The sequence below is a fragment of the Pseudomonas sp. KBN12P06040 genome (assembly GCF_037574965.1).
Lineage (GTDB): Bacteria > Pseudomonadota > Gammaproteobacteria > Pseudomonadales > Pseudomonadaceae > Pseudomonas > Pseudomonas aeruginosa.
Genome location: NZ_JBBELS010000001.1, coordinates 6,398,516 through 6,421,783 on the forward strand (window position 1 = coordinate 6,398,516; position 23,268 = coordinate 6,421,783).

A 23,268-nucleotide genomic window follows, 5' to 3' on the forward strand; every position below is an offset into this window, starting at 1 on the left:
CCGCCGGACGGCGGAGCGTCGTACCCCTTCTATATATAGAAGCGCGCCGGAAGGCAGCGAGACATCGGTGGCTCCCCTCCGGCGCGTTTTCGCCTGGCCCGACCCCGAAGGAGGTACTCCCTGTACCCCTGGAACCCGCCGGATCGACCTCACCCAGCGCATCCCGGTCCCCTGGCCATGCCCCGCTGCGGGCGGGGCGGTGTCACGCAAGCCCGTTCCGCCTCAGTACCAGTTCGGATCGGCCTTGAGTTGTTCGTCGAGGATCTTCTGTACCGCCGGCTCCGGCTTGCCCAGCCAGCGGAAGCTGGCGTGCTTGCTCGGCGACTTGTCCTGCGGCAGCCCTTCGGGCACCTGCACGTAGAGCCCGTAGGCATGACTCTTGTCCCAATCGAAGGCGACCAGCAGGCGCTGGCCCTTGCAATCGGACTTCTCGCAGAGACCGCCGACCAGATACTTGTCGCCCTGGTCGTCGACGGCATGCATCGGCGTAGCGGTTCCCGAGAGATTCATCACCCAGTCGGGCAAGCGGCTCTCGTCTTCCACCAGGTTCTGCCAGGCCTTGCGGTATCCGGCATCGGTGCTCTGCAATTCGTTCAAGCGGTATTCGCCGTCCCTGTCGGCCGCCACCGCCAGCGAACTGGCGGCGGCACCGAGCAGCAGTGCGTTCATCAGGTTACGCATGAGTCGCATCGCTTTCTCCTTGGCATCCGGCTAGCCGCGACGGCGTCCGAAGAAGAACGAGACCACGAAGAGCACCAGGAACAGCACGAAGAGGATCTTCGCGATTCCGGTGGCGGCACCTGCGATGCCACCAAACCCGAGGACGGCAGCGATGATGGCGATGATCAGAAAGGTGATAGCCCAACTAAGCATGATGTTTTCTCCTGTGTGCCTTCGGAACTGTCGGTACCGCCTCGGGGCCGGGCCCATCGGGGTAGCGAACCGGCCTGTGTCCATTTTTTCTTCAGGGAGACCGTGACTACCTCATTGCACGCCCCATGCCAGCCTTTCTGAAAAATAAAAATACTTTTAATTCAATAAGTTATAAAACAACCCAGGTAGTCTGCGCAGTTCATCCTGCACGACGCGACAAATTATTCCGGGCGTTTTGCACGATCGGCGCGGTACGCTGTCACATGCAACAGGGAAGCGACCCGGCACCTGCTACCCGGAGCCATCCGTGGAGCCGCCACGGCTTCCCGAAAACCCAAGAACAGCAACATCGGCAGGTTGCACGCCGCCCGGATGGGCGGCGGGGCGCTCTGCAACTTGCATGGGCTTTCCGGGGACTAACCCAGAAGCCGAATGGCAGTGAATTCCCTAGAGGATAAAAAGCAACGATGGAAACCACTTCCGAAAAACAGGGGCGCATCCTGCTGGTCGATGACGAGTCGGCGATCCTGCGCACTTTCCGTTATTGCCTCGAAGACGAAGGCTACAGCGTGGCCACCGCCAGCAGCGCGCCGCAGGCGGAGGCCCTGTTGCAGCGCCAGGTATTCGACCTGTGCTTCCTCGACCTGCGCCTGGGCGAAGACAACGGGCTCGACGTTCTCGCCCAGATGCGCGTCCAGGCGCCATGGATGCGCGTGGTGATCGTCACCGCGCATTCGGCGGTGGATACCGCGGTCGACGCCATGCAGGCCGGCGCGGTGGATTACCTGGTCAAGCCCTGCAGCCCGGACCAACTGCGCCTGGCCGCCGCCAAGCAACTGGAGGTGCGCCAACTGACCGCGCGCCTGGAGGCCCTGGAGGACGAAGTGCGCCGCCAGGGCGACGGCCTGGAATCGCACAGCCCGGCCATGGCCGCGGTACTGGAGACCGCGCGCCAGGTCGCGGCGACCGACGCCAACATCCTCATCCTCGGCGAATCCGGCTCCGGCAAGGGCGAACTGGCACGCGCCATCCACACCTGGAGCAAACGCGCGAAGAAGCCCCAGGTCACCATCAACTGCCCGTCGCTGACCGCCGAACTGATGGAAAGCGAACTGTTCGGGCACAGTCGCGGCGCCTTCACCGGTGCCACCGAAAGCACCCTGGGCAGGGTCAGCCAGGCTGACGGCGGCACCCTGTTCCTCGACGAGATCGGCGACTTCCCGCTGACCTTGCAACCCAAGCTGCTGCGCTTCATCCAGGACAAGGAATACGAACGCGTCGGCGATCCGGTGACCCGCCGCGCCGATGTGCGCATCCTTGCCGCGACCAACCGCGACCTGGGCGCGATGGTCGCCCAGGGCCAGTTCCGCGAGGACCTGCTCTACCGCCTCAACGTGATCGTGCTCAACCTGCCTCCCCTGCGCGAACGCGCCGAGGATATCCTCGGCCTGGCCGAACGTTTCCTCGCCCGCTTCGTCAAGGACTACGGCCGCCCCGCCCGCGGCTTCAGCGAAGCCGCCCGCGAGGCCATGCGGCAATACCCCTGGCCGGGCAACGTACGCGAGCTACGCAACGTGATCGAGCGCGCCAGCATCATCTGCAACCAGGAACGGGTGGATGTCGACCACCTCGGTTTCAGCGCTGCGCAATCTGCCAGCAGCGCGCCGCGGATCGGCGAATCGCTGAGCCTGGAAGACCTGGAGAAAGCCCATATCACGGCGGTGATGGCCTCCAGCGCGACCCTCGACCAGGCCGCCAAGACCCTCGGTATCGATGCCTCGACCCTGTACCGGAAGCGCAAGCAGTACGGCCTATGAGCATGCCGCTGCCGATGAAGCTCCGGACCCGGTTGTTCCTCAGCATTTCCGCGCTGATCACCGTCTCGCTGTTCGGCCTGTTGCTCGGGTTGTTCAGCGTGATGCAGCTCGGCCGCGCTCAGGAGCAACGGATGTCGCACCACCACGCGACCATCGAGGTGAGCCAGCAGTTGCGCCAGCTGCTCGGCGACCAGTTGGTCATACTGCTCCGCGAAAAACCCGACGGGCAGGCCCTGGAGCGCTCGCAAAACGACTTCCGACGAGTCCTGGAACAGGGCCGGGCGAATACCGTCGACGGCGCCGAGCAGGCCGCCCTGGATGGCGTTCGCGACGCCTACCTGCAACTGCAGGCGCACACCCCGGCGCTGCTCAAGGCGCCCATGGCCGACAACGACGGCTTCAGCGAAGCCTTCAATACCCTGCGCCTACGCTTGCAGGACCTGCAGCAACTGGCGCTGGCCGGCATCAGCGACGCCGAGACCAGCGCCCGCCACCGAGCCTACCTGGTCGCCGGCCTGCTTGGCCTGGTGGGCGTCGCCATCCTGCTGATCGGTTTCGTCACCGCCCACAGCATCGCCCGGCGCTTCGGCGCGCCGATCGAAACCCTGGCGCGGGCGGCAGACAGGATCGGCGAAGGCGATTTCGACGTGACCCTGCCGATGACCAACGTCGCCGAGGTCGGCCAGTTGACCCGGCGTTTCGGCCTGATGGCCGAGGCCCTGCGGCAGTACCGCAAGACCAGCGTCGAAGAGGTGCTTTCCGGCGAGCGGCGCCTGCAGGCGGTACTCGACAGCATCGACGACGGCCTGGTGATCTTCGACAACCAGGGGCGCATCGAACACGCCAACCCGGTCGCGATCCGCCAGCTGTTCGTCTCCAACGACCCCCATGGCAAGCGGATCGACGAAATACTCAGCGATGTCGATGTCCAGGAAGCGGTGGAAAAGGCCCTGCTCGGCGAAGTCCAGGACGAGGCGATGCCCGACCTGGTGGTGGACGTCGCCGGCGAGTCGCGCCTGCTGGCCTGGTCGCTGTATCCGGTCACCCATCCCGGCGGGCATAGCGTCGGCGCGGTGCTGGTGGTCCGCGACGTGACCGAGCAGCGCGCCTTCGAACGGGTCCGCAGCGAATTCGTCCTGCGCGCCTCCCACGAACTGCGTACGCCGGTGACCGGCATGCAGATGGCCTTCAGCCTGCTCCGCGAACGCCTGGACTTCCCCGCGGAGTCACGGGAAGCGGACCTGATCCAGACGGTGGACGAAGAGATGTCGCGGCTGGTCCTGCTGATCAACGACCTGTTGAACTTCTCGCGCTACCAGACCGGCATGCAGAAGCTCGAACTGGCTTCCTGCGACCTCGTCGACCTGCTCACCCAGGCGCAGCAGCGTTTCACTCCCAAGGGCGAGGCCCGCCGGGTCTCGCTGCAACTGGAGCTGGGCGATGAACTGCCGCGCCTGCAGCTCGACCGCCTGCAGATCGAGCGGGTGATCGACAACCTGCTGGAAAACGCCCTGCGCCATAGCAGCGAAGGCGGGCAGATCCACCTGCAGGCCCGGCGCCAGGGCGACCGGGTGCTGATCGCGGTGGAAGACAATGGCGAAGGCATTCCCTTCAGCCAGCAAGGACGGATCTTCGAGCCTTTCGTCCAGGTCGGACGCAAGAAGGGCGGCGCCGGCCTCGGCCTGGCGCTGTGCAAGGAAATCATCCAGCTGCATGGCGGGCGCATCGCGGTGCGCTCGCAACCGGGCCAGGGCGCGCGCTTCTACATGCTGCTGCCGGTGTGACCGGGGCCGCTCCCGGCAGGCTTTTCCACAGGCCTCAGGAAGTCGGCACCGCCAGCAGCAGCGCGGCGGTTTCCAGGTCCGGCTCGCCATCGAAGCGGGCCGGACGGTATTTCATCTGGAAAGCGCCGATGACGTCGCGGGTGTCCTTCTCCAGCTCGCCGGTCTGCGGCACCAGGTAACCGTGCCGCGCTAACTGCTGCTGGAACCAGCGCACATCCGGCAGCTGGCCGTTCAGTTCGGCGAGCCGGCGCGCCAATTCGCCGGGCTTCGGCCAGGGCACCAGACCGGCATCGGCGAGGCGCTTCCAGGGGAACAGCGGACCCGGATCAACCTTGCGGCCCGGCGCGATATCGCTGTGTCCGATGATCCGGTCCGGGGTGATGCCGTGGCGCTTGGCGATGTCCTTCAGCAGGGGGATGAGCGCCTGGATCTGCGCTTCGCTGAACGGATACCAGACCCGCCCCTGGGGTGTATCGCGATAGCCCTGGTTGACGATCTCGATGCCGATCGAGGTGGCGTTCAGCCAGGTCCGGCCCTGCCATTCACTGACCCCGGCGTGCCAGGCGCGGCGGTTCTCATCCACCAGGCGGTAGACGGTGGCCGGCTCGTCGTCGCCGATCAGGTAGTGCGCGCTGACGCCGCCGTGGGTGAGGATGCCCAGCGAATGCGGCAGATCGGTGGAGGTGTAGTGGAGGACGATGAACTGGACGCGGCTGTCCTGGTTCGCCGAGGTGTAGTCGGTATTCAGGCGCGGGCCGCTGGAGCAGCCGGCCAGCAGCGACAGGGTGAAAGCCAGTAAAACGAACGAACGCATGATGACTCCGAAAAAAATGGGCAGCGCGGTCAGGCGGCGATGTGCAACACGCTGCGCAGGTTGTCCAACAGCATATCGACGCTGAGCATGATCAGCAGCATGCCGGCCAGGCGCTCGATGGCGGTCAGCCCGCGCGGGCCGAGGAAACGCTGGAGGAACGCCGCCTGCAGCAGGATCAGCGCAGTAGCGGCCCAGGCCAGCACCACCGCCAGGTAAAGCTCCCACAGCGGACCGTCGAAGGTGGTGCGCAGGGTGATCAGCATCGCCAGCGCCGAGGGCCCGGCCACCGCCGGGGTGGCCAGGGGTACCAGCAGCGGCTCGCCGTCGGGCACTTCGCCGAGCAGCCCTTGGGGCGACGGGAAGATCAGGCGCATGGCGATCACGAACAGGATGATGCCACCCGCGATCCCGGTCGCCTCGCGGGACAGGCCGAGGCCGCTGAGGATGTGCTCGCCGAGGGTGAGGAAGAGCAGCAGCAGGCCCAGGGCGAAGGCCAGCTCGCGAAACGCCACGCGCAAGCGGCGCCCGGGGGCGACGCCTTTCAGCGCGGCGAGGAACACGGCGATGTTGCCGAAGGGATCGGTGACCAGAAAGATCAGGACGGCGACGCCGAACATATCCATGGGAGTTTCCAGAGCGGGACAGCCGGTCATTCTACCGGGCGGGACCATTCTAGCGAGCCGCGGCAACACCTGCAGGCGAGCCCGTCCCGAGTCGCCGGAATGTGCGCTGGTCGCCCTTCAGGCCACTTCCAGGCGATCCCGGCCGGCGCGCTTGGCTCGATACAGCGCTTGGTCGGCGCGCTCGAAAACCACTTCGCCGGCCTCGTTGCCTTCGAACGCGGTGATGCCGGCGGAACAGGTGATGCTCAGGGGCTCGCCCTTGAAATGGAACGGACAGGCGGCGATCGCCGCGCGCAGCCGTTCGAGCAGTTGCCGGCCGGCTTCCAGGGACGTGGCCGGGAGCAGGACGACGAACTCCTCGCCGCCGAAACGGGCGATGAAATCGGCCTGGCGCAACCGTTTGCGCAATTCGCCGGCAATGATCTTCAGCACCTTGTCCCCGGCCAGGTGGCCGAAGTCGTCGTTGATCCGCTTGAAGTGGTCGATGTCCAGCACCGCCAGCAGCAGATCGCCGCCGTCCCGGTGCCGGCGCGCCACCTCCTGTTCCAGGCGCTCGCTGAGCGCCGCGCGGTTGGGCAGCCCGGTCAGCGGATCGGTCAGGGCTTTCTGTCGCTGGTCCTCCAGGTGGCTGTGGAACGCCTTGGCATCCTGTTCCATGCTGTTGACCCGTTCCATCAGCGCCTGCAGGCGGCCGGACACCTCCTGTTCGTGCTCGGCCTGTTCGCGCTGGTGTTCGTCCATGGAGGCGAGCAGGCCGTTCAGCCGGCTGTCCACCGCCAGCTTGAGGCTGTTCAGGTCGGTCGCCTGCTGCACGCTGGCCTGCAGGCCACTGACCTGCTCACGCAGCGATTGGTCGAAGCCGCGCGCGTTGTCCAGCACGTCGGTATAGCCGGCGTGGGCGTCGCCCAGGTGGCCGAGGAAGCTTTCCAGGCGCTCGTTGAGTTGCCGCAGGTATTCCTCGAAGTCGCGCTGGCCACTGTCCGCCAGGGACAGCACCAGCACCGCCAGGTCGTCGAGTACCGGCACCAGCTCATACCAGTTCAGGCTGCCATCGATCCGCTCCCGCAGCGCCTCGGCCTGGGGCTGGTGGCTGCTCGGCAGGGACAGGCCGTCGAGCAGCCGCAGCAGGCTGGCCTCGATGTGCGGCGCCACCGCGCTGTAGCCGGGCTCCGGTATCGGCGGCGGCAGTTCGTAGGCCTCGTCTACCGCCTGCCCGTCGAGGTTATCCACAGGGGTGGCCGGAGCTTCGGGCGCGCTTTCAACGTCCGCCGGCACTGCGGGCGGCGACTCCGCACCCGCGTCTTCCAGCGTCTCGCTAAAGCTCAGGCCGGCCGGCAGCGGCAGGCTGTCGAGCCAGATTTCCCGAGGCTCATCCAGCAGGATCTGGTTCGGCTCGCCACGCTCGGCGACCCCGACCCAACCCGCTGGCGCGCTTTCGATGGCGGCGACCGTGCGGGCGGGCAACGGCTGCGGCGGACCGCCTGGCGCCTCGTCGTGCTCGGCGACCGGCAGGGACGGCGCGGCCGCCGCCGGTTGGATCGGTGTATTGCTTGCCGCCACAACGGACGGCACCGATGCGCTCGGCTCCGCGGCGGTTTCCGACTCCTTGCCGCCGAACAGGCGTTGCAACAGGCTCGGGCGACCGTCTTCGGCATCGCCGCCCTTGCGCTCGGCCAGCGCCTGGCGTTGCAGCCTGCTCAGCTCGCTGAGCAGGATCGGAATCTCGCGCGACTGCCGGGCGCGCTCCTCGATATCGCGGGCGAACTGCTTCAGCGGCTTGCGCAGTTCCCGCGGCAGGTTCAGGGCCAGCAACTGCTGGGCCAGTTCGCCGAGGGCATCGATGTTCTGCTGGGTGCGTTGCTGGCGGCGTTGTTCGGAGTCGAGCACGGCCTTTTCCAGGCGCGGAATCAGGCCCGACAGGCCGGCGTCCATGTCGTCGCGACGGAGGATCTCGCGCAGCTCCTTCATGCACTGGTCGACCGCCTTGTCGCTGCCTTCGGCCGCCAGACTGCTACGCACCAGGCCGCGACGTAGCAGGTCGATGCGGGCATCCCAGCGCCGTTGCAGGCGCTCCTGCTGCTCGATGTTCTCCAGGTACTTGTCTTTCCAGCGCTGGACGTCGTCGCGACTCATGGCGGACTCCCGGCATCCCCGCGCACGACCAAGGCCTTGTCGCGCAGGTTGTCCGGCAGGCGAATCTCCACCGATACCGGCAGATGGTCGGAGATCGGCTGGTCGAGCACGTCGACCCGCTCGAGAGCGAGATCGGAACTGAGCAGGATGTGGTCGAGATTGCGCTGCGGCCGCCAGCTGGGAAACGTCGCCTCGACCTGCGGCGCCATCAGGCCGAGGTCGCGCAGGGGCGAGTTTTCCAGAAGATCGACGGCATGGGTGTTCATGTCGCCCATCAGCACCTGGTGGCGGTAGTCGCCGATCAGCTCGCGGATATAGGCGAGCTGGCGGGTGCGGGTGCGAGCGCCGAGAGCGAGATGCATCATCACTACCACCAGCGCGTCGGCGCCTTCGCCAAAACGCACGAAGATCGCGCCGCGCCCCGGCGGACCGGGCAACGGATGATCTTCCAGCAGGGTCGGCCGCCAGCGGCTGAGCAGGCCGTTGCTGTGCTGGGCGATACGCCCGAGGTTGCGGTTGAGCTGCTGGTACCAGTAGGGGAACGCCCCCAACTGGGCCAGGTGCTCGACCTGGTTGACGTAGCCGGAACGCAGGCTGCCGCCGTCGGCTTCCTGGAGGGCGACGAGATCGTAGTCGGCGAGCAGTTCGCCGATCCGCTTCAGGTTGGTCGCCCGCCCCGCGTGGGGCAGCAGGTGCTGCCAACCGCGGGTCAGGTAGTGGCGGTAGCGCTCGGTGCTGATACCGACCTGGATGTTGAAGCTGAGAAGGCGCAGGCGGCCGTCGTCGGGCAGCTCCCGCGAATCGTCACAGGAGGGGTTCACTCGCGGGTCGCAGCTGCCTGCGACCCGAGGTTCACGCTGCCAGCGGCGCAACATGCCGAATCACCTTGCCTACTTCTTGGCCGCTGCGCGCTCTTTCTCGATCAGGTAGTCGGCCAGCTTGAGGGTTTCCTCCGGACCACCGGCGGAGCCGATGTCGAAGCGGTATTTGCCATTGACCACCATGGTCGGTACGCCGGTGACCTGGTAGGCCATCGCCAGCTTCTTGGCCTTTTCCATCTGGCCCTTGATGGCAAAGGAATTATAGGTGCTCAGGAATTTTTCCTTGTCCACGCCCTTGCCGGCGAGGAAATCGGCCATTTCCTCCGGAGTGGCGAGCTTCTTGTGCTCCTTGTGGATCGCCTCGAACACGGCGTTGTGTACGTCATGCTCGACACCCATGCTTTCCAGGGTCAGGAACATCTGCCCATGGACGTTCCAGATACCGCCGAACAGGGCAGGCAGGCGCACGAAATGGACATCTGCCGGCAGCTTCTCGCTCCACGGCACGATGGTCGGCTCGAACGCGTAGCAATGCGGGCAGCCATACCAGAACAGTTCCACCACTTCGATCTTGCCCGGCTGGGACACCGGCACCGGGCTGCTCAGCTCGACGTATTCCTTGCCGGCGGTATAGTCGTCGGCCTGGGCGGCCATGCCGAACAGGCTGGCCATGGCCAGCATGACGGTGAGAATCAGGTTACGCATCGTTCACTCCTAGGCGAGGTCAGTGCCGCTCTCCGGCCGGGTTCGGCCCGGTCAGTTCGACCGGGGGGAGCGGTCACGGGTTCCAGCATTGTAGCGATGGCGGACGCAAAAAAGGGCAGCCGAGGCCACCCTTTTTCATACATCTTTTTTGCCGTGCTACGCAGCGATCAGTGCAGACCCTGGATGTAGCTGGAAATCGCGGCGATGTCCTTGTTCGACAGCTTGGCGGCGATGGACTGCATGATCTTGGTGTCGCCGTCGTTGGTGCGGGTGCCTTCGCGGAAGTCGGTCAGCTGCTTGGCCACGTAGGTCGCGTGCTGGCCGCCCAGGTGCGGGAAACCGGCGGTTGCGATGCCGACGCCGCTCGGGGAATGGCAACCGGTGCAGGCCGGCATGCCTTCGGCGATCTTGCCGCCGCGGAACAGCGCTTCGCCCTGGGCCACCAGGTTCGGATCGGCCATGCCGACGCTCATCTTCTGGCTGGCGAAGTAGGCGGCGATGTCGGCCAGGTCCTGGTCGCTGAGGTTGGTCAGCAGGCCGGTCATTTCCAGCACGGTACGCTTGCCGTCCTTGATGTCATGCATCTGCTTGAGCAGGTAACGCTCGCCCTGGCCGGCCAGTTTCGGGAAGTTCGGCGCCGGGCTGTTGCCATCCGCACCGTGACAGGCGCCGCATACCGCGGCTTTCGCCTGGCCCGCGGCGGCATCGCCAGCGGCATGGGCAAGGCCGGTCAGACCCAGGGTCAACAGCAGACTCACGAGAAGTTTGTTCATCAGCTAATCCAATTACGGCTAAGGGTGAAAGATAGTGGGCTTCGGCTACTTCTTCACCATCCACTGGATGGTTGCCTGGTAGTCTTCGGCACTGCAGTCGGTGCACAGGCCGCGGGGCGGCATGGCGTTGAATCCGTTGGTCACATGCTGGACCAGGGTCGGCATGCCCTTGGCCAGCCGCGGCTCCCAGGCGGCATGGTCGCCCTTTTTCGGCGCCATCGGCAGCTGGCCGTCGTGACACGCGCCACAGGTCCGGTTGAACACTGCTTCCGGGTCCTGCGCCGCCTGCGCCGTAACGGCCACCGCAACGACTGTCGCTGCGAGCAGCAGTTTCTTCATGATCGTCCTCATCAGGGGGAACGCCCGCGTTCTACCGCGCGGAAAATGCTCTGTCCGTTCCCGCGCGCGCTCGACCCTGGGGGATAAAGCGCACACAAAATCCGCGGCATTATATACTTCCGATACCGAAACGGAAACGAAACAGCCCCCCGCGACACCGAGTCGCACCCCTGTGGATAACCCATGTCAGAGAAGAACCCCATCGTCGGCCTGTGCCAGAAGGCCAGCTTTCTCATCAGTGCCGCCCAGGTCGACCAGTGCCCCCCCGACGAGGGCCTGGAAGTCGCTTTCGCCGGGCGCTCCAATGCCGGCAAGTCGAGCGCGCTGAACACCCTCACCCACGCCAACCTGGCGCGCACCTCGAAAACCCCGGGACGTACCCAACTGCTCAATTTCTTCGCCCTGGACGACTCGCGGCGCCTGGTGGACCTGCCCGGCTACGGCTACGCGAAGGTGCCGATCCCCCTGAAGCAGCACTGGCAGCGCCACCTGGAAGCCTACCTGAGCAGCCGCGCAAGCCTGGCCGGGGTGTTCCTGATGATGGACATCCGCCATCCGCTCACCGACTTCGACCGACTGATGCTGGATTGGGCACAGGCCAGCCAGCTGCCGATCCATGTACTGATGACCAAGGCCGACAAGCTGGCCTTCGGCGCGGCCAAGAACGCCCTGCTCAAGGTACGCCGGGAAGTCCAGCAAGGCTGGGGCGACGTCGCCACCCTGCAACTGTTCTCCGCGCCCAAGCGCCAGGGCGTCGACGAGGCGCAAATGGTCCTGGCGCAATGGCTGGGCCTGCTGGACGAGGAACAAGAGGCGTTCGGGGAAGCCTGAATTCCAGGCAAAAAAAACCCCGAGCTTCGTATGGGGAGGGGGAAGTTCGGGGTTCAAGTCCGGACCGCTAGGGCGGGGTCCAGGAATCTGCCAACACTAAACACTGCAAAGGAGCATCGAAGGGCTCAAGAAGCCATTCGTGTGTTATGACTGTCGGCAAAACGGGAAAGTTCAGCGCGCCGCGAAAAACTTTTCCACGGCACCCTCCGCGGGCACTCCGGACCTGCTCGCAAGGCCCGCCACACGGGCCTCGCAACCGTTCATCAGTGGGCTTCGTCCCAGTTCGAACCGACACCCGCCTCGACCACCAGCGGTACGTCCAGGGTCGCCGCGCCGCTCATCAACGGGCGGATTCCCTCGCGCACCTGCTCGACCAGGTCCTCGCGCACTTCCAGCACCAGTTCGTCGTGCACCTGGAGGATCACCCGGGCATCGAGGCCGCTTTCCAGTAGCCAGTTATCCACAGCGACCATGGCGCGCTTCATGATGTCCGCCGCGGTGCCCTGCATCGGCGCGTTGATCGCGGTGCGCTCGGCGGCCTTGCGCATGGCACCGTTCTTCGAATGGATCTCCGGCAGGTACAGGCGACGGCCGAACAGGGTTTCGACGAAGCCCTGCTCCGCGGCCTGGGCGCGGGTCCGTTCCATGTACGCCAGGACGCCGGGGTAGCGGGCGAAGTAACGGTCGATGTAGGCCTGGGCCTCCTTGCGCTCGACGCCGATCTGCTTGGCCAGGCCGAAGGCGCTCATGCCGTAGATCAATCCGAAGTTGATCGCCTTGGCGCTGCGTCGCTGGTCGCCGCTGACGTCTTCCAGCGGCACGCCGAAGACTTCCGCCGCGGTGGCGCGGTGTACGTCCAGGTCGTGGCGGAAGGCATCCAGCAGGCCGTCGTCCTTGGCCAGGTGGGCCATGATCCGCAGCTCGATCTGCGAGTAGTCCGCGGCCAATAGCTTGTAGCCCTGCGGCGCGACGAACGCCTGGCGGATGCGCCGGCCCTCCGCGGTGCGGATCGGGATGTTCTGCAGGTTCGGGTCGCTCGACGACAGCCGCCCGGTAGCCGCCACCGCCTGGTGGTATGAGGTATGGATGCGCCCGGTGCGCGGGTTGATCTGCTCGGGCAGGCGGTCGGTGTAGGTGCTCTTGAGCTTGCTCATGGAGCGGTACTGCATGATCACCTTGGGCAGCTCGAAGTCCTGCTCGGCCAGTTCGGCGAGCACCGCCTCGGCGGTGGACGGCTGGCCGGTCGCGGTCTTGCTCAGCACCGGCAGGCCGAGCTTGTCGTAGAGGATCGCGCCGAGCTGCTTGGGCGAGCCGAGGTTGAATTCCTGCCCCGCCAGGTCGTATGCCTGGCGCTCCAGGGCGACCATCTTCTCGCCCAGTTCGCGGCTCTGGATGCCCAGCAGGTTGGCGTCGACCAGCGCGCCGTTGCGCTCGATCCGCGCCAGCACCGGTACCAGCGGCATCTCGATATCGGTCAGGACCCTGGCCAGGGACGGGATCGCCTCCAGCTTCTGCCACAGGGCCTGGTGCAGGCGCAGGGTCACGTCGGCGTCCTCCGCCGCATAGGGCCCGGCCTGTTCGATGGCGATCTGGTCGAAGGTCAGTTGCTTGGCGCCCTTGCCGGCGATGTCCTCGAAACGGATGGTGCTGTGGCCGAGGTACTTCAGGGCCAGGCTGTCCATGTCGTGGCGAGTGGCGGTGGAGTCCAGCACATAGGACTCGAGCATGGTGTCGTAGGCTACGCCCCGCAGCGCGATGGGGGTACTGGCATTGGCCAGGACATTGATGTCGTACTTGGCATGCTGGCCGACCTTGAGCCTCTTCGGATCCTCCAGCAGCGGTTTCAACGCACGCAGCACCGCGTCACGGTCCAGTTGCTCGGGAACGCCCATGTAGCTGTGGGCCAGCGGCACGTAGGCGGCCTCGCCCTCCTTCACGGCGAAGGACACCCCCACCAACTGCGCCTGCTGGGCGTCGATGCTGGTGGTCTCGGTATCGAAGGCGATCAGCTCGGCCTCCTCCAGCTTCTTCAGCCAGGCGTCGAACCCGGCCTGGTCGAGCACCACGTCGTAGTCGACCTCGGCCTGGATAGGCGTTTCCGCCTCGCCGTTCTCGCCGGCCTCCTTGGCCTCGCGCAGGAGGTCGTCCAGCCAGTTCTTGAACTCCAGCTCGCGGTACAGGGCGATCAGTGCTTCGCGCTGCGGCTCGCCGGGATACAGCTTGTCGATCTCCACGTCCAGTTCGACGTCGGTCTTGATGGTCGCCAACTGATAGGACAGGAACGCCTGCTCGCGATTTTCCTCGAGCTTCGCCGGCAAACCCTTGGCGCCGCGGATCGGTAGCTCGGGCACCTTGTCCAGGCTGGCGTAGAGCACCTCCAGGCCGCCACCGACGCCGGTCAGCAGGCCCAGCGCGGTTTTCTCGCCGACGCCGGGAACGCCGGGGATGTTGTCGACCTTGTCGCCCATCAGGGCGAGGAAATCGATGATCAGCTCAGGACCGACGCCGAATTTCTCTTTCACGCCATCCACGTCGAGGCGGCTACCGGTCATGGTGTTGACCAGCGTAATGTGCCCGTCGACCAGTTGCGCCATGTCCTTGTCGCCGGTGGAAATCACCACCGGGCGGTCAGCCGCGGCGCTGCTGCGCGCCAGGGTGCCGATCACGTCGTCGGCCTCGACCCCCTCCACGCACAGCAGCGGCAGGCCGAGGGCGCGGACGCTGGCATGCAGCGGCTCGACCTGGACCCGCAGGTCGTCGGGCATCGACGGCCGATTGGCCTTGTACTCGGCGAACAGCTCGTCGCGGAAGGTCGGGCCCTTGGCGTCGAAGACCACCGCGAACGGGCTGTCCGGGTACTGCTTGCGCAGGCTCAGGAGCATGTTCAGCACGCCCTTCACCGCACCGGTGGGCTTACCGGTCGAAGTGGTCAGCGGCGGCAGGGCATGGAAGGCGCGGTACAGGTACGAGGAACCGTCCACCAGGACGAGGGGCGCTTGGCTCATGAGGGGAATCAACCTTTTCCGGAGACCAGGGCGTGTAGAATGAACCCTGGACGATTCGATAAAGGAGCAAGGTTACCATGCGTACGCTGAACCGCTTGATGCTCGCCGGACTGCTGGCGTTCGCCCCGCTCGTCGCGATGGCGGCGGACGACGACGCGCCCTCCGGCGAGCCCGACGTAACCATCCGCCAGGAGGGCGACAAGACCATCCAGGAATACCGCGTGAATGGCTTCCTCTACGCCATCAAGGTGGTTCCCAAGCATGGCAAACCCTATTTCCTGGTCCGCGCCGACGGCAGCGATGGCAACTTCATTCGCTCCGACCAGCCGGACAAGCTGATTCCACAATGGGAGATCTTCAGCTGGTGATGTGCATTTCCAACCTGGCGAGGCCGCGCTGACATGTCGGTGTTCACCCCACTCGAACGCTCGACCCTGGAAGCCTTCCTCGCCCCCTACGACCTGGGCCGCCTGCGGGATTTCCGTGGCATCGCCGAAGGCTCCGAGAACAGCAACTTCTTCGTCAGCCTGGAACACGGCGAGTTCGTCCTGACCCTGGTCGAGCGCGGGCCGGTGCAGGACCTGCCGTTCTTCATCGAACTGCTCGACGTGCTCCACGAGGACGGCCTGCCGGTACCCTACGCCCTGCGCACCCGCGACGGCGAGGCCCTGCGCCGTCTCGAAGGCAAGCCGGCGCTGCTGCAACCGCGCCTGGCCGGCCGCCACGAGCGGCAGCCGAACGCCCACCACTGCCAGGAAGTGGGCGATCTGCTCGGCCACCTTCACGCCGCCACCCGCGGGCGCATCCTCGAACGCCCCAGCGACCGTGGCCTGCCCTGGATGCTGGAACAAGGTGCCAACCTCGCCCCGCGGCTACCGGAACAGGCCCGCGCCCTGCTCGCCCCGGCCCTGGCGGAGATCGCCGCGCTGGATGCCGAGCGCCCTGCGCTGCCGCGCGCCAACCTGCATGCCGACCTGTTCCGCGACAACGTGCTGTTCGACGGCCCGCACCTGGCCGGCCTGATCGACTTCTACAACGCCTGCTCCGGCTGGATGCTCTACGACCTGGCGATCACCCTGAACGACTGGTGCTCCAATGCCGACGGCAGCCTGGACCCGGCCCGCGCCCGCGCCCTGCTCGCCGCCTACGCCAACCGCCGGCCGTTCACCGCGCTGGAAGCCGAGCACTGGCCGAGCATGCTGCGGGTCGCCTGCGTGCGCTTCTGGCTGTCGCGACTGATCGCCGCCGAGGCGTTCGCCGGACAGGACGTGCTGATCCATGATCCGGCGGAGTTCGAGATGCGCCTGGCGCAACGGCAGAACGTGGAGATTCATTTGCCGTTTGCGTTGTAGGCAGGAACCACAGGAGCACGGCCGTCCTGCGGCCGTTCGCCCTTCAAAAACCATGCGGTTCGGCGTCTCGGAGTGAGGCCGAGCCGACATCCTGTCGAGGCCTCGTCGTTCAGCCCACCCCCGGCCCGGCCATCCTGGCCGGTCGTTCGCATTGAAAAACGCATGCGGTTCGGCGTCTTGGGTAAGGCCGAGCTGACATCCTGTCGAGGCTTCGTCGTTCAGCCCCCCCCCAGCCCGGCCATCCTGGCCGGTCGTTCGCATTGAAAAACGCATGCGTTTTTCAAGTGCTCACCCACATTTCGAGTGTCCGCAGTTGAGGCAGGTGGCGCAGCCGTCCATCTGTACCACCGCCATGCTGTTGCACTTGCCGCACAGTTGCGCGCCGGCGGGGAAGCCTTCGCCCGGCTCGACCTTGCTGGTGCCCTGGGCGGCCTCGTAGGCGGCGCGTTTTTCCGCGAGGAAAAGACGCTGTTCCTCGTCCAGTTCAGGGCCACGCAACAGGCCGATGGCCGTCAGGTGGCGCTCCAGCACGCCGCCGATCTCGGCGACGATGGAAGGCATGTAGATGCCGCCTTTCTTCAGGTAGCCCCCGCGCGGGTCGAATACCGCCTTGAGTTCCTCGACAAGGAAGGTACAGTCGCCGCCCTTGCGGAAAACCGCGGACATGATGCGGGTAAGTGCGACGATCCACTGGAAATGATCCATGTTCTTCGAGTTGATGAAGATCTCGAAGGGACGCCGCTGCTCGTGCGCCGTGCCCGCGTTGAGGACCATGTCGTTGATGGTCACGTAGAGCGCGTGCTCGAACAGCGGCGACTTGATCTTGTAGGTGGCGCCGATCAGGGTATCCGGGCGCTCCAGGGTCTCGTCCATCTGCACCACCGACGCGGCTTCCGCGGCGGCGGCAAGGGCCTGCTCCTCGGCTTCGTTGACGACCTTGAAGCCCTTGATCTTCTGCGTGATCTTGACTGCTGACATATCGATTCCCCCGGCCTCAGTACTTGCCGTAATAGCCTTCTTTCAAGGCGTCGAAGAGGTTGGCGGCGGTATGGATCTCACCGTCGTACTCGACCTGCTCGTTGCCCTTGAACTCCACCACGCTGCCGTCCTCCAGTTCGAAGCGGTAGCGGGTCTTCTCCAGGTCGGACTCCTTGACCAGCACGCCCTGGAACGCCTCGGGATTGAAGCGGAAGGTGGTGCAGCCCTTGAGTCCCTGGTGCCAGGCGTAGCGGTAGATGTCCTTGAAGTCCTCGAACGGGTAGTCGGTGGGCACGTTGGCGGTCTTGGAGATCGACGAATCGACCCACTTCTGCGCCGCCGCCTGGATGTCCACGTGCTGCGCCGGGGTGACGCTGTCGGCGGTGATGAAGTAGTCCGGCAGGCGTCGCGCCGGGTCGTCGCTGTCCGGCAGGGCCTGGGCGTTGACCAGGGTCCGGTAGGCCAGCAGCTCGTAGCTGTAGACCTCGACCTTTTCCTTGGTCTTGCGGCCTTCGCGGATCAGGTTGCGCGAATAATGGTGGGCGAAGCTCGGCTCGATGCCGTTGGAGGCGTTGTTCGCCAGGCTCAGGCTGATGGTACCGGTCGGCGCGATGGAGCTGTGGTGGGTGAAGCGCGCGCCGGTTTCAGCCAACGCCTCGATCAGTTCCGGAGCATGTTCAGCGACCCGCTGCATGTAGCGGGAATACTTGGCGTGAAGCACGCTGCCGCGGATGCGGTCGCCGGCCTTATAGCCATCGGCGGCCATTTCCGGACGCTTGCGAAGCATTTCCGCGGTGACTTCGTAGTCCTGCGCCAGGATCGGCGCCGGGCCCTTCTCCCTGGCCAGCTCCAGGGCCACTTCCCAGCCCACCAGGGCCATTTCCCGCGCCACTTCCTCGGTGAATACGCAGGCCTCGGGACTGCCGTAGCGCAGCTTGAGCAAGGTCAGGGTCGAGCCCAAGCCGAGGAAGCCCATGCCATGCCGGCGCTTGCCAAGGATTTCCTGGCGTTGCTGTTCCAGCGGCAGGCCGTTGATTTCCACCACGTTGTCGAGCATCCGGGTAAACACCCGCACCACTTCGCGGAAACGGTCCCAGTCGAAGCGCGCCTCGTCGCCAAATGGCTGCTCGACGAAGCAGGTGAGATTCACCGAGCCGAGCAGGCACGAGCCATACGGCGGCAGCGGTTGCTCGCCGCAGGGGTTGGTGGCGCGGATCGCCTCGCACCACCAGTTGTTGTTCAGTTCGTTGACCCGGTCGATGAGGATGAAGCCCGGCTCCGCATAGTCGTAGGTGGAGACCATGATCATGTCCCACAGGTGACGGGCGCGGACCTGGCCGTAGACCTTGCAGGCGACCAGCCCGTCGGCGCGCTGGACGTAGTCGTCCTGGATCGGCCATTCGCGCCAGACCACCGCGTTGGGGTCGTCGAGGTCGATCTCGTCGCGCTCCTTCACGTGCACCGGGAATACCAGCGGCCAGTCGGCGTCCTGTTCCACCGCCTGCATGAACTGGTCGGTGATCAGCAGGCTCAGGTTGAACTGGCGCAAGCGCCCGTCCTCGCGCTTGGCGCGGATGAATTCGCGGACGTCCGGGTGGCTGACATCGAAGGTGCCCATCTGCGCGCCGCGGCGGCCGCCGGCGGAGCTGACGGTGAAGCACATCTTGTCGTAGATGTCCATGAACGACAGCGGCCCGCTGGTGTAGGCTCCGGCACCGGAAACGTAGGCGCCGCGCGGGCGCAGGGTGCTGAACTCATAGCCGATGCCGCAGCCGGCCTTGAGCGTCAGGCCGGCCTCGTGGACTTTCTCGAGGATGTGGTCCATGGAGTCCTGGATGGTCCCGGACACCGTGCAGTTGATGGTCGAGGTGGCCGGCTTGTGCCCCAGGGCGCCGGCATTGGAAATGATCCGGCCGGCCGGGATGGCGCCGTTGCGCAGGGCCCAGAGGAAGCGCCCGTACCAGTGTTCGCGGGAGGCCTTGTCCTCGACATCGGCAAGGGCGCGGGCGACGCGTTGCCAGGTACCGTCGACGCTGGCATCCACCGGCGTACCGTCCTTGCTCTTGAGCCGGTACTTCTTGTCCCAGATATCCTGCGACGCGTCCTGCAGGGCGATGGTCCCGCGTTCGGTGCGGGGACTGCGTGCGTCTGTCTTGGCCATCCGCTGATTAACCTCCCGATGGTTGTTGGGGCGTCCGAAGCCGGCCACCGTACGCAACATCTAGTTATCCGTACCTGACGGGAATCAATATCTTGTGTCAGGCAGCAACAGACAACCTTAGTCATCGGGACGCCGCGCGCAAGAGGGCGCGGCCATCAGTCACGGGTTTTCAGAGCTTTTCCAGACAGCCGGCAAATTCGCCTGCCAGGTTGTTCAGAAGATTCTCATAGCCGTTGGCGTCCACGCTCACGTTCACGCCCAGGTCGTCCAGTTCGGCCAGGCGCACCGGCAGGCCTTCGCTGAGGGTGTCGGCCAGCCGCGGTCGAAGCGGCGGCTCGCTGAAGATGCAGGCCGGACCGGCGGCCTTCAGCTGGGCGCGCATGGCGGCGACATGGCGTGCTCCCGGCTGGACCTCCGCGGATACCGCGAACACGCCGGTATGGCGCAGCCCATAGGCTTCCTCGAAATAGTCGAAGGCTTCGTGGAAGACGAAGAAAGGCTTGCCGGCAAGCTTGCCCAGGCGTTCGCGGAGTTTCCCGTCGAGCCCGCCGAGGCGCTCCTCGAAGGCCTTCAGGTTGGCCCGGTAGCGCCCGGCGTTGGCCGGGTCGACCTGGGCCAGGTCCTCGGCCATCCGCGCGGCGATGGTGCGGGCGTTGGCCGGCAACAGCCAGAGGTGGGCGTCGAGCATGCCGGGACGATGGTCATGGTCGTGCTCGTCGTGCCCGGCATGCTCCTCTTCCTCGAAATTGACGAACTTGCGCAGGTGCATGCCCGGCAGGTCCTGCACCGCGACGCTGGTGCCCTGGCGGCCGGCGAGCACCTTGGGCAGGAAGTTCTCCAGGTCCGGGCCGATCCAGTAGAACAATTGCACCTCGCGCAGCCGCCGTACGTCGGAAGGACGCAGGGCGTACTGGTGTGGCGAGGCGCCCGGCGGCAGCAGTACGTCCGGCTGGCCGACGCCGTCCTGGATGGCCGCGGCGACCAGTTGCAGCGGTTTGATGCTGGTCAGCACGCTGACCTCGGCGAGCGCCGGCGAAGCCAGCAGGAACAGGGCGAAGCAGGCGGACAGCAGGGCAAAGGGACGCAGGGTCACGGCGGCACTCACATGAAAGGTGGTTAGCGGGTAATATAATAACGTCTCTACCCTCGAGCGTCGCAGCCCATGTACAAGATTGCGCCCAAGACCCCGCTGGCCTGCCAGCCCCATGACCACAGCCAGTGCGTCAGCACCGCGCTGGCCGAGGCCGATGCGCTGTGCGCGCGCCAGGGCGTGCGCCTGACCGAACTACGGCGGCGCGTGCTGGAACTGGTCTGGCAGAGCCACAAGCCGCTGGGGGCCTACGATATCCTCGCGGTGCTCAGCGAAACCGACGGCCGCCGCGCCGCGCCGCCGACCGTCTACCGCGCGCTGGACTTCCTCCAGGAGAACGGCCTGGTGCACCGCATCGCCTCGCTCAACGCATTCGTCGGCTGCAACAACCCGGAGCACAGCCACCAGGGCCAGTTCCTCATCTGCCGCACCTGCCACACCGCGATCGAGCTGGAACAGCCGGATATCAGCCGGGCCATCGTCGCCGGAGCGAACAGCGTCGGCTTCGCCGTGGAAAGCCAGACCGTCGAGGTGGTCGGCCTCTGCGGCACCTGCCGGGACCAGAAGGACGCCTGATGGACAACGCGCTGGTGCGGCTGACCCAGGTCGGCGTGTCCTTCAACGGCCAGGCGGTGCTGAGCGATGTCGACCTGGCCATCGAGCCCGGCCAGATCGTCACCCTGATCGGCCCCAACGGCGCCGGCAAGACCACCCTGGTACGCAGCGTGCTCGGCCTGCTCAAGCCGCACGTCGGCGAGGTCTGGCGACGGCCGCGGCTGACCATCGGCTACATGCCGCAGAAACTCCACGTCGACGCCACCCTGCCGCTCAGCGTACTGCGCTTCCTCCGCCTGGTACCCGGGGTCAGGCGCGAGCAGGCGCTGGCGGCGTTGCGCGAGGTCGGCGCGGCGCACGTGCTGGAGCGCCCGCTGCAAAGCATTTCCGGTGGCGAACTGCAACGCGTGCTGCTGGCCCGCGCCCTGCTGCGCAAGCCCGAGCTGCTGGTGCTCGACGAGCCGGTGCAGGGCGTCGACGTCGCCGGCCAGGCCGAACTCTACCGCCTCATCGGCAAACTGCGCGACCGCTACGGCTGCGGTGTGCTGATGGTCTCCCACGACCTGCACCTGGTGATGAGCGCCACCGACCAGGTGGTCTGCCTGAACCGCCATGTCTGCTGCTCCGGGCACCCCGAGCAGGTCAGCGGCGACCCGGCCTTCGTCGAGCTGTTCGGCCAGGACGCTCGCAGCCTGGCGATCTACCACCACCACCACGATCACGCCCACGACCTCCACGGCGAGGTGGTCAAGGCCGGACCCGGCGCCTTGCCTCCAGGCACCCGCTTCACTCCTGTCCACAAGCACGGCCCCGACTGCAACCATGGCTGACTTCCTGCTCAACGCCCTCCTCGCCGGCCTCGCCCTGGCCCTGGTGGCCGGCCCCCTGGGCTCCTTCGTGGTCTGGCGACGGATGGCCTATTTCGGCGATACCCTGTCCCACGCCGCACTGCTCGGGGTAGCCCTGGGTTTCCTCCTCGATGTCAGCCCGACCCTGGCAGTGACCGTCGGCTGCGTGCTGCTCGCAGTGCTGCTGGTGACCCTGCAGCAGCGCCAGCCGCTGGCCGCCGACACCCTGCTGGGCATCCTCGCCCACAGCACCCTGTCGCTGGGCCTGGTCACCCTGAGCTTCATGAAGGAAGTGCGGGTCGACCTGATGGCTTACCTGTTCGGCGATCTGCTGGCGGTGAGCGCCAGCGACCTGCTGTGGATAATCGCCGGCAGCGCGCTGGTCCTGGCACTGATCTGCTTCCTCTGGCGGCCGCTGCTGGCGATCACCGTGCACGAGGAACTGGCGAAGGTGGAAGGCCTGCCGGTCGGAGCGATCCGCCTGGCGCTGATGTTGCTGATCGCCATCGTCATCGCCGTGGCGATGAAGATCGTCGGCGTACTGCTGATCACCTCGCTGCTGATCATTCCCGCCGCCGCCGCCCAGCGCCATGCCCGCAGTCCCGAGCAGATGGCGGTCGGTGCCAGCCTGCTGGGACTGGTCGCGGTGTGCGCCGGCCTGGCCCTGTCCTGGTTCAAGGATACCCCCGCCGGCCCCTCGATCGTGGTCAGCGCCGCCGGCCTGTTCCTGCTGAGTTTTGTCCTGCCCCGCCGCACGGTGTAGAATCTGGCGATTTTTTGACCAAACGAGAACCCGCAGGAATGATGTCGTCCTTCTTTCGCCTGCTGTCCATCCTGGCGGCGGCGCTGCTGGTCAGCGCCTGCCAGGGCAATGCGTCGTCGCAACCGACGCCGGTGGTCGCGCCCCAGGCGCAGCCCGCCGATCCCTATGCCGAACTGCAGGAAACCCTGGCCGCCGGCAAGCTCGAACAGGCCGAGCAACAATGGCTGGCCCTGCGCAGCGCCGCCGCCGGCGACGAGCGCGTCGAAGCATTCCGCCGCCAGTTGGCCGAGGCCTACATGCAGCGCGGGGAAACCGCGCTGCGCCAAGGAGACCTCAACACCGCCACCAGTGCCCTCGGCCATGCCCGCGGACTGATGCCCAAGGCGCCGGCGCTGACCGCCGGGCTGGACGGTGCGATCAACCGCGCCAAGGTCGATCCCGCCCGTGCCGAGCAGGCCCGACGCATGCAGCAGGCGGCCCAGCAGCAGATGCAGCAGATCATCCAGACGCCGCCCGACGGCCAACTGAAGCCGCTGCCCGGCGCTCCCCACCTGATCGATCCGCAAGCGGCCAGCAGCGCCGTGCCCCTGCCGATGCTCGACGGCACCGGCCAGGGCGGCCTCGGTGCGGTGCTCGACGCGGTGGCCGCGGATGTCGTCGCCTACCGTTGCAGGGTGCATATCGAAGTGCGCCGGGACAGCGACTATCCGCTGGTTTCCGACCAGCTCCTGGCGCGGGTGAAGAAGCTCTCACCCGATTTCGACCTGCATCTCAGCCATGTCGTACAGGCCGACAAGCCGACCCGATTGATACTTACCCCCCGGAATTGAGGCCGGTCCAGCCCCGGCCGCAGCAGAAAGCGCTTGTCGGGAGCGAGCCAGACGCTTATTCCATTTCAATGTTTTTTCATCACCAATAAATATTAATAATGCATAAGAAAGCAAGGTAAAATGCTCGGTTTAGCTGACCGCCCATGCTTCCCGCCAAGCCCGTGCTCCAGCCG

22 protein-coding genes are annotated in these 23,268 nt (G+C 66.1%); 9 read left to right on the top strand and 13 right to left on the bottom strand.

From position 1 onward, the window contains the following. Window positions 1-222 precede the first annotated feature (222 nt). Together VQ067_RS30075 and VQ067_RS30080 are read right to left on the bottom strand one after the other, a co-directional pair. Entirely contained in the window at window positions 223-690 is a 468-nt protein-coding gene (locus VQ067_RS30075) for an inhibitor of vertebrate lysozyme family protein (RefSeq protein WP_003114119.1), read from the bottom strand. Window positions 691-711: 21 nt separating this feature from the next. Further along, entirely contained in the window at window positions 712-873 is a 162-nt protein-coding gene (locus tag VQ067_RS30080) for a DUF1328 domain-containing protein (RefSeq protein WP_003096961.1), read from the bottom strand. A 467-nt stretch (window positions 874-1,340) separates the two neighbouring features. Here VQ067_RS30080 and algB point away from each other — a divergent pair, with 467 nt between their 5' ends. Together algB and VQ067_RS30090 are read left to right on the top strand one after the other, a co-directional pair. Next, the gene (gene algB, locus VQ067_RS30085) at window positions 1,341-2,690 is read left to right on the top strand and encodes a sigma-54-dependent response regulator transcription factor AlgB (protein WP_003096964.1); all 1,350 of its coding nucleotides are present in this window, start codon (window positions 1,341-1,343) and stop codon (window positions 2,688-2,690) included. Further along, entirely contained in the window at window positions 2,687-4,474 is a 1,788-nt protein-coding gene (locus tag VQ067_RS30090) for a KinB sensor domain-containing domain (RefSeq protein ID WP_003096967.1), read from the top strand. The genes algB and VQ067_RS30090 overlap by 4 nt, the downstream gene beginning before the upstream one ends. Before the next feature lie 34 nt (window positions 4,475-4,508). On the opposite strand, the gene ampDh2 is transcribed toward VQ067_RS30090, so the two are convergent. The 7 genes from ampDh2 to VQ067_RS30125 all read right to left on the bottom strand — a co-directional run bounded on the left by ampDh2 (window position 4,509) and on the right by VQ067_RS30125 (window position 10,682). Next, window positions 4,509-5,288: an N-acetylmuramoyl-L-alanine amidase AmpDh2 gene (ampDh2, locus tag VQ067_RS30095; protein ID WP_003096970.1), complete on the bottom strand. Its 780-nt coding sequence runs from the start codon at window positions 5,286-5,288 to the stop codon at window positions 4,509-4,511. Window positions 5,289-5,317: 29 nt separating this feature from the next. Next, window positions 5,318-5,911, bottom strand: a complete 594-nt coding sequence (locus tag VQ067_RS30100; protein ID WP_003102836.1) for a MarC family protein — start codon at window positions 5,909-5,911, stop codon at window positions 5,318-5,320. Between the two features lie 117 nt (window positions 5,912-6,028). Then, on the bottom strand, window positions 6,029-8,044 hold the full coding sequence (gene dgcP, locus VQ067_RS30105; RefSeq protein ID WP_009316027.1) for a diguanylate cyclase DgcP: 2,016 nt from the start codon (window positions 8,042-8,044) through the stop codon (window positions 6,029-6,031). Further along, window positions 8,041-8,919, bottom strand: a complete 879-nt coding sequence (locus VQ067_RS30110; protein WP_003096975.1) for an endonuclease/exonuclease/phosphatase family protein — start codon at window positions 8,917-8,919, stop codon at window positions 8,041-8,043. Before VQ067_RS30110 ends, dgcP begins: the two co-directional genes overlap by 4 nt. Window positions 8,920-8,934: 15 nt before the next feature. Beyond that, a complete protein-coding gene (dsbA, locus tag VQ067_RS30115) occupies window positions 8,935-9,570 on the bottom strand; it encodes a thiol:disulfide interchange protein DsbA (protein WP_009316028.1) in 636 nt (211 codons plus the stop codon). Window positions 9,571-9,737: 167 nt separating this feature from the next. Beyond that, the gene (locus VQ067_RS30120) at window positions 9,738-10,343 is read right to left on the bottom strand and encodes a c-type cytochrome (protein WP_003102831.1); all 606 of its coding nucleotides are present in this window, start codon (window positions 10,341-10,343) and stop codon (window positions 9,738-9,740) included. A 45-nt stretch (window positions 10,344-10,388) separates the two neighbouring features. Continuing rightward, complete coding sequence (locus VQ067_RS30125; RefSeq protein WP_003096979.1) at window positions 10,389-10,682, bottom strand: c-type cytochrome; 294 nt, start codon at window positions 10,680-10,682, stop codon at window positions 10,389-10,391. A 183-nt stretch (window positions 10,683-10,865) separates the two neighbouring features. Between VQ067_RS30125 and yihA the strand changes: the two genes are divergently transcribed. Then, a complete protein-coding gene (yihA, locus tag VQ067_RS30130; protein ID WP_009316029.1) occupies window positions 10,866-11,513 on the top strand; it encodes a ribosome biogenesis GTP-binding protein YihA/YsxC in 648 nt (215 codons plus the stop codon). Window positions 11,514-11,776: 263 nt separating this feature from the next. Here yihA and polA read toward each other — a convergent pair whose 3' ends face one another. Beyond that, window positions 11,777-14,518, bottom strand: a complete 2,742-nt coding sequence (polA, locus tag VQ067_RS30135) for a DNA polymerase I (protein ID WP_033989968.1) — start codon at window positions 14,516-14,518, stop codon at window positions 11,777-11,779. A 77-nt stretch (window positions 14,519-14,595) separates the two neighbouring features. Here polA and VQ067_RS30140 point away from each other — a divergent pair, with 77 nt between their 5' ends. Both VQ067_RS30140 and VQ067_RS30145 read left to right on the top strand, forming a co-directional pair. Next, window positions 14,596-14,886: a DUF2782 domain-containing protein gene (locus VQ067_RS30140; RefSeq protein ID WP_003096984.1), complete on the top strand. Its 291-nt coding sequence runs from the start codon at window positions 14,596-14,598 to the stop codon at window positions 14,884-14,886. Between the two features lie 33 nt (window positions 14,887-14,919). Further along, window positions 14,920-15,870 (top strand): homoserine kinase, encoded by a 951-nt coding sequence (locus VQ067_RS30145; protein WP_003110565.1) that lies wholly within the window; start codon window positions 14,920-14,922, stop codon window positions 15,868-15,870. A gap of 288 nt (window positions 15,871-16,158) precedes the next feature. Here VQ067_RS30145 and VQ067_RS30150 read toward each other — a convergent pair whose 3' ends face one another. The 3 genes from VQ067_RS30150 to VQ067_RS30160 all read right to left on the bottom strand — a co-directional run bounded on the left by VQ067_RS30150 (window position 16,159) and on the right by VQ067_RS30160 (window position 20,102). Next, window positions 16,159-16,848, bottom strand: coding sequence for a TSCPD domain-containing protein (locus VQ067_RS30150; protein WP_003096987.1), 690 nt, complete (start codon window positions 16,846-16,848; stop codon window positions 16,159-16,161). Window positions 16,849-16,864: 16 nt separating this feature from the next. Beyond that, complete coding sequence (locus VQ067_RS30155) at window positions 16,865-19,069, bottom strand: adenosylcobalamin-dependent ribonucleoside-diphosphate reductase (protein WP_003136457.1); 2,205 nt, start codon at window positions 19,067-19,069, stop codon at window positions 16,865-16,867. A gap of 109 nt (window positions 19,070-19,178) precedes the next feature. Beyond that, a complete protein-coding gene (locus VQ067_RS30160) occupies window positions 19,179-20,102 on the bottom strand; it encodes a zinc ABC transporter substrate-binding protein (RefSeq protein WP_003111666.1) in 924 nt (307 codons plus the stop codon). Window positions 20,103-20,171: 69 nt separating this feature from the next. Here VQ067_RS30160 and zur point away from each other — a divergent pair, with 69 nt between their 5' ends. Genes zur through VQ067_RS30180 form a run of 4 tightly spaced genes read left to right on the top strand, consistent with a single transcriptional unit; the run spans window position 20,172 to window position 23,095 of the window. After that, entirely contained in the window at window positions 20,172-20,675 is a 504-nt protein-coding gene (gene zur / locus VQ067_RS30165) for a zinc uptake transcriptional repressor Zur (RefSeq protein WP_003096992.1), read from the top strand. Further along, complete coding sequence (gene znuC, locus VQ067_RS30170) at window positions 20,675-21,484, top strand: zinc ABC transporter ATP-binding protein ZnuC (RefSeq protein WP_003099732.1); 810 nt, start codon at window positions 20,675-20,677, stop codon at window positions 21,482-21,484. The genes zur and znuC overlap by 1 nt, the downstream gene beginning before the upstream one ends. After that, complete coding sequence (gene znuB, locus VQ067_RS30175) at window positions 21,477-22,265, top strand: zinc ABC transporter permease subunit ZnuB (RefSeq protein WP_003096998.1); 789 nt, start codon at window positions 21,477-21,479, stop codon at window positions 22,263-22,265. Before znuC ends, znuB begins: the two co-directional genes overlap by 8 nt. Before the next feature lie 41 nt (window positions 22,266-22,306). Next, window positions 22,307-23,095, top strand: coding sequence for a PA5502 family lipoprotein (locus tag VQ067_RS30180; protein ID WP_003136459.1), 789 nt, complete (start codon window positions 22,307-22,309; stop codon window positions 23,093-23,095). The last annotated feature ends 173 nt before the right edge of the window (window positions 23,096-23,268 follow it).

What these genes read in the sequence shown, in the direction of transcription:
- yihA (WP_009316029.1), top strand. Translation starts at nt 10,866, where the DNA reads ATGTCAGAGAAGAACCCCATCGTCGGCCTGTGCCAGAAGGCCAGCTTT.
- VQ067_RS30120 (WP_003102831.1), bottom strand. Translation starts at nt 10,343, where the DNA reads ATGAACAAACTTCTCGTGAGTCTGCTGTTGACCCTGGGTCTGACCGGC.
- VQ067_RS30100 (WP_003102836.1), bottom strand. Translation starts at nt 5,911, where the DNA reads ATGGATATGTTCGGCGTCGCCGTCCTGATCTTTCTGGTCACCGATCCC.
- VQ067_RS30125 (WP_003096979.1), bottom strand. Translation starts at nt 10,682, where the DNA reads ATGAAGAAACTGCTGCTCGCAGCGACAGTCGTTGCGGTGGCCGTTACG.
- znuC (WP_003099732.1), top strand. Translation starts at nt 20,675, where the DNA reads ATGGACAACGCGCTGGTGCGGCTGACCCAGGTCGGCGTGTCCTTCAAC.
- ampDh2 (WP_003096970.1), bottom strand. Translation starts at nt 5,288, where the DNA reads ATGCGTTCGTTCGTTTTACTGGCTTTCACCCTGTCGCTGCTGGCCGGC.
- VQ067_RS30080 (WP_003096961.1), bottom strand. Translation starts at nt 873, where the DNA reads ATGCTTAGTTGGGCTATCACCTTTCTGATCATCGCCATCATCGCTGCC.
- VQ067_RS30090 (WP_003096967.1), top strand. Translation starts at nt 2,687, where the DNA reads ATGAGCATGCCGCTGCCGATGAAGCTCCGGACCCGGTTGTTCCTCAGC.
- algB (WP_003096964.1), top strand. Translation starts at nt 1,341, where the DNA reads ATGGAAACCACTTCCGAAAAACAGGGGCGCATCCTGCTGGTCGATGAC.
- znuB (WP_003096998.1), top strand. Translation starts at nt 21,477, where the DNA reads ATGGCTGACTTCCTGCTCAACGCCCTCCTCGCCGGCCTCGCCCTGGCC.
- VQ067_RS30140 (WP_003096984.1), top strand. Translation starts at nt 14,596, where the DNA reads ATGCGTACGCTGAACCGCTTGATGCTCGCCGGACTGCTGGCGTTCGCC.
- dgcP (WP_009316027.1), bottom strand. Translation starts at nt 8,044, where the DNA reads ATGAGTCGCGACGACGTCCAGCGCTGGAAAGACAAGTACCTGGAGAAC.
- VQ067_RS30145 (WP_003110565.1), top strand. Translation starts at nt 14,920, where the DNA reads ATGTCGGTGTTCACCCCACTCGAACGCTCGACCCTGGAAGCCTTCCTC.
- VQ067_RS30150 (WP_003096987.1), bottom strand. Translation starts at nt 16,848, where the DNA reads ATGTCAGCAGTCAAGATCACGCAGAAGATCAAGGGCTTCAAGGTCGTC.
- zur (WP_003096992.1), top strand. Translation starts at nt 20,172, where the DNA reads ATGTACAAGATTGCGCCCAAGACCCCGCTGGCCTGCCAGCCCCATGAC.
- polA (WP_033989968.1), bottom strand. Translation starts at nt 14,518, where the DNA reads ATGAGCCAAGCGCCCCTCGTCCTGGTGGACGGTTCCTCGTACCTGTAC.
- VQ067_RS30110 (WP_003096975.1), bottom strand. Translation starts at nt 8,919, where the DNA reads ATGTTGCGCCGCTGGCAGCGTGAACCTCGGGTCGCAGGCAGCTGCGAC.
- VQ067_RS30180 (WP_003136459.1), top strand. Translation starts at nt 22,307, where the DNA reads ATGTCGTCCTTCTTTCGCCTGCTGTCCATCCTGGCGGCGGCGCTGCTG.
- VQ067_RS30155 (WP_003136457.1), bottom strand. Translation starts at nt 19,069, where the DNA reads ATGTTGCGTACGGTGGCCGGCTTCGGACGCCCCAACAACCATCGGGAG.
- dsbA (WP_009316028.1), bottom strand. Translation starts at nt 9,570, where the DNA reads ATGCGTAACCTGATTCTCACCGTCATGCTGGCCATGGCCAGCCTGTTC.
- VQ067_RS30075 (WP_003114119.1), bottom strand. Translation starts at nt 690, where the DNA reads ATGCGACTCATGCGTAACCTGATGAACGCACTGCTGCTCGGTGCCGCC.